This window comes from Sphingomonas sp. LH128, assembly GCF_000293195.2.
Lineage (GTDB): Bacteria > Pseudomonadota > Alphaproteobacteria > Sphingomonadales > Sphingomonadaceae > Novosphingobium > Novosphingobium resinovorum_A.
Genome location: NZ_ALVC01000117.1, coordinates 1 through 4,126 on the forward strand (window position 1 = coordinate 1; position 4,126 = coordinate 4,126).

The window sequence follows — 4,126 nt, forward strand, 5'->3', positions numbered from 1 at the left end:
CCAGGCTCGACACGGCGATTACTGAGGATTCAAACGGCTGCTCCCTGAAAATCGCAATCAGGCGAGCCAGCAAATCCGTGAAACCGAGTATGTTTGTTTCAATTACCTCGGCATAAGTGTCGGCACGGCCTGCATCAAATGAACCAACGCTCGTCATTCCGGCAACCAACAAAGCGGCTGTTACTTGCAATTCTGCAACCTTAGCCGCGATTTTCTCCCTGCCCTCGATTTCACGTTGATCAGCCACTATAATCTCGCACGGCACATTGAACCGCTCGTCAATTTCGGTCTGTAGCTCCCGCAAGTTGTCGAGCCTTCGTCCAACAATCAGGGGCTTGGCCTGGTACGATGCCGCCAAGCGGAGGGCGGACGCTCTGCCCAAACCGGTCGAAGCCCCTGTGACCAGCACCCACGAGTTCTTGATCGCCAGCGGTTTCACGCGTTTTCCAGAGCCTTGTATAGGGCGGTTTTGCCGATCTTGAGCCGGGCCGCCGCCTCACGAACAGTGAGGCCCGCTGCGATATGCGCCCGCGCTTTACGTAGTTTGTCGGGGGTAACGACAGGCCGGCGACCACCCTTGTTGCCCCGCTCGCGTGCGGCCTTGAGGCCGGCATGAGTGCGTTCACGGATCAGGTCACGCTCGAATTGGGCCAGCGAGCCGAAGATGTTGAACACCAGCATGCCGCCCGAAGTGGTGGTGTCGATATTCTCGGTGAGTGAGCGGAACCCGATGCCGCGCGCCGCAAGCTCGCCGACCTTCTCGATCAGGTGGCTCATCGAGCGGCCGAGGCGGTCGAGTTTCCAGACCACCAGCGTGTCGCCGGGGCGCAAATAGGCGAGCGCTTCGGTTAGGCCAGGCCGATCGGCTTTTGCCCCGGATGCGTGATCGTCGAATATACGGTCGCACCCGGCAGTGTTCAGCGCGTCAAGCTGGAGCGACAGCTTCTGGTCTGCGGTCGAGACGCGCGCATAGCCGATCAGCGCCACATGATGCCCGATCCTGTCCGTTTTCCCGTCATTATGCGATCTTGTCCGAATCGCCGTTACAGGTCCAGAGTTAACGGACATATTCCTGTTGGCCGCCAGAGGACCGTCTGACGGACACGCAAAGCGAAGGAGATGATGCTTGGCGAGACGGCGACTGGTGAGCCTGGAAATCTGGGCGAGGCATTATGGCGCGCCGCTCGATGAGCGCGAGATCGCGCGTCATTATACGCTGACCAGCGACGACCTGGAAATTGTCGGCCGCCGTCGCGGCGATGCCACCCGGCTCGGCTATGCGATGCTCATGCTATATATGAGATGGCCTGGCCGTGCGCTGGAAGCGGGCGAAGTCCCGCCCGCTCCTGTGCTCGCCTATGTGGCGCAGCAACTCGGCGTCGCGCCGGCAGCCTTCGCGGATTATGCCCATCGGGACCAGACCCGTCGCGAGCATCTCGTCGAAATCCGACGATCGCACGGGTTCAGGATTTTTGACCGCAACGCTTTCCGTGAAGTTGTCGCCTTCTCGGTCCCAATCGCGCAGACCATCATACACCCCGGCCAGATGGCAGACGTCATCGTCGATGAACTCCGGCGCCTGCAGATCCTCCTGCCTTCTCCGTCGATTCTCGAAGCGGTGCTGCGGCGGGCGCGCCAGCAAGCCGAACAGCTTACCTATGAAGTGCTCACGAATGGCCTGCTGCCTGACACCCTTCAGGGCCTGGACGATTTGCTGGCCCGACGACCGGGGCAGGTCGCGACATGGCTATCCTGGATGCGCAATGCGCCACAATCGCCGGCAGCGCGCAACATCCTGCGCCTGATCGAACGGCTCGCCTATATCCGCGCGCTGGGCCTCGATCGCGCCCGTGCCGACATGATCCCGGCTTTGACTTTTGACAGGCTGGCGGACGAAGGCAGCCGCATCACACCCCAGCACCTTGGCGAACTCAATGCCCTGCGCCGCCATGCGACGCTGGCGGCAACCGGCATCCGGCTTGAGGAAAGCCTGACCGACGCCACCCTGACGATGTTCGACAAGCTGTTGGGCAGCATGGCGCGCCGCGCCGAGAACCGGACCCGCGACAAAGCCCTCAAGACGGTGCGCGAGTTGCAAGGCCACCTCCGGACGCTCACGGGGTCTTGCCGCCTCCTCATCGACGCGCGCAGCAAGGGCGTGGATTCTCTGGCGCAGATCGAGGCGCTGGACTGGCAGCACTTCGCCGTGGCCGTCGAGCAGGCCGAAGTGCTCGGGCGACCGGAAACCGTCGATCGCACCGCCGAATTGATCGAGCGGCATCGGACGGTGAAGCTCTTTGTCGGCGCTTTTCTCAACGCCTTCGAGTTTCGCGGCGCCGGCGCGGTTCAGGGGCTCCTGTCAGCGCTGGCCATCATCGCGGAGCTATATCGGACCGGCAAACGGCGCTTGCCTGATCGCGTGCCGCTACGCTTTGTGCCGCCCGCATGGCGCCCGTTCGTCCTGCGGGATGGCATCGTTGATCGTGCCGCTTATGAACTATGCGCCTTGTCGCAACTACGCGAGCGGTTGCGAGCCGGGGATATATGGGTCGCGGGAAGCCGGCAGTTTCGCGATTTCGACAGCTATCTCATACCGCCGGCGACCTTTGCGGCGCTGCGCGAGAAGGGGCCGTTGCCGCTCGCCATCGAAACGGATTTCGAGCGCCATATCGAGGAACGGCGCACCAGGCTCGACACGGCGATCGAGCAGGTAACGGTCCTTGCACGGCAAGGGGAGCTGCCCCAGGTTAAGCTTGACGAAAACGGTCTCATCATCTCGCCGCTGAAGGCGGCAACACCGCCCGCCACCGAGATTGCCCGTCGCGCCGCCTATGATCGACTGCCGCGCGTGAAGATCACCGATCTTCTGCTGGAGGTCGATGCCTGGACCGGGTTCAGCGAATGCTTCATCCATCGTCGTTCGGGCCGGGAAGCCGACGATCGCAATGCGCTGCTCACGGTCATCCTCGCCGATGGCATCAATCTCGGCCTCACACGCATGGCGGAAACCTGCCGGGGCGCAAGTCTGCGTCAGCTCGCCCATCTTCACGACTGGCACATCAGCGAAGCCGCCTATGGCGAAGCGTTGGGAAGGCTGATCGACGCCCATCGCGCCATGCCGCTCGCCGCGCTGTGGGGAGACGGCACCACTTCGTCGAGCGACGGACAGCAATTTCATGCCGGGGGCCGTGGGGCCGCGATCGGCGACATCAACGCGCGCAGCGGCAACGAACCAGGCGTTGCCTTCTACACCCATGTCTCGGATCGATATGACCCCTTCGCAAGTCGGGTGATCGCGGCGACCGCTGGCGAAGCGCCCTATGTGCTGGATGGCTTGCTGTATCACCAGACCGGCCTGACGATCGAGGAGCACTACACCGATACGGGCGGGGCATCGGACCATGTGTTCGGCCTCATGCCCTTCTTCGGCTACCGCTTCGCGCCGCGCCTGCGCGACATCAAGGAGCGTCGTTTACACCTCCTTCCCGGCCAAGAATCCGGCCCCTTGCTTCCCGGCATGACGGCCGAACCGATCGCATTGGGTCATGTCGCGGCGCATTGGGACGAACTGCTGCGGTTCGCCACGTCGATCCGCACCGGCACCGTCACTGCTTCGGCAATGCTGCGCCGCTTGTCCGCCTATCCGCGACAGAACGGACTGGCCCTCGCACTACGCGAGCTGGGCCGCCTCGAACGCTCCATTTTCATGCTCGACTGGCTGCGCGACATCGACCTGCGCCGGCGCACCCAGGCGGGCCTCAACAAAGGCGAAGCCCGCAACGCGCTCGCCCGCGCGCTCTTCTTCAACCAGCTCGGCGAACTGCGCGATCGTCGGTTCGAGAACCAGACCTATCGCGCCTCCGGCCTCAACCTGCTCGTCGCCGCCATCATCTTGTGGAACACTCGCTATCTCGAAATGGCGCTGGCGGACATCGGCACAGCCGACGAAATCGCACGCCACATCGCGCCATTGGGCTGGGAGCATATCTCGCTGACCGGTGACTATAGCTGGAATGTTGAAGATCAACCCGATCCGGACGCCTTGCGACCGCTGCGCGCCGTCAACTCCCTACTTGCCGCGTGACGTTCGCTATCCGTTCGCCCTTTCCGTGCAGATACGTCACTT

The 4,126-nt window shown here is 63.0% G+C and carries 3 protein-coding genes; 1 reads left to right on the forward strand and 2 read right to left on the reverse strand.

Features of this window, described 5'->3' with window-relative positions; translation table 11 throughout:
- Both LH128_RS10040 and LH128_RS10045 read right to left on the reverse strand, forming a co-directional pair.
- Positions 1-439, reverse strand: a 439-nt coding sequence (locus tag LH128_RS10040) for an SDR family NAD(P)-dependent oxidoreductase (RefSeq protein ID WP_008829512.1), incomplete at its 3' end; no start/stop codon positions are given.
- Positions 436-987: a recombinase family protein gene (locus LH128_RS10045; protein ID WP_004213210.1), complete on the reverse strand. Its 552-nt coding sequence runs from the start codon at positions 985-987 to the stop codon at positions 436-438. The genes LH128_RS10040 and LH128_RS10045, both read right to left, overlap by 4 nt.
- Before the next feature lie 139 nt (positions 988-1,126).
- Between LH128_RS10045 and LH128_RS10050 the strand changes: the two genes are divergently transcribed.
- Positions 1,127-4,084, forward strand: a complete 2,958-nt coding sequence (locus LH128_RS10050; RefSeq protein ID WP_008829513.1) for a Tn3 family transposase — start codon at positions 1,127-1,129, stop codon at positions 4,082-4,084.
- Positions 4,085-4,126 lie beyond the last annotated feature (42 nt).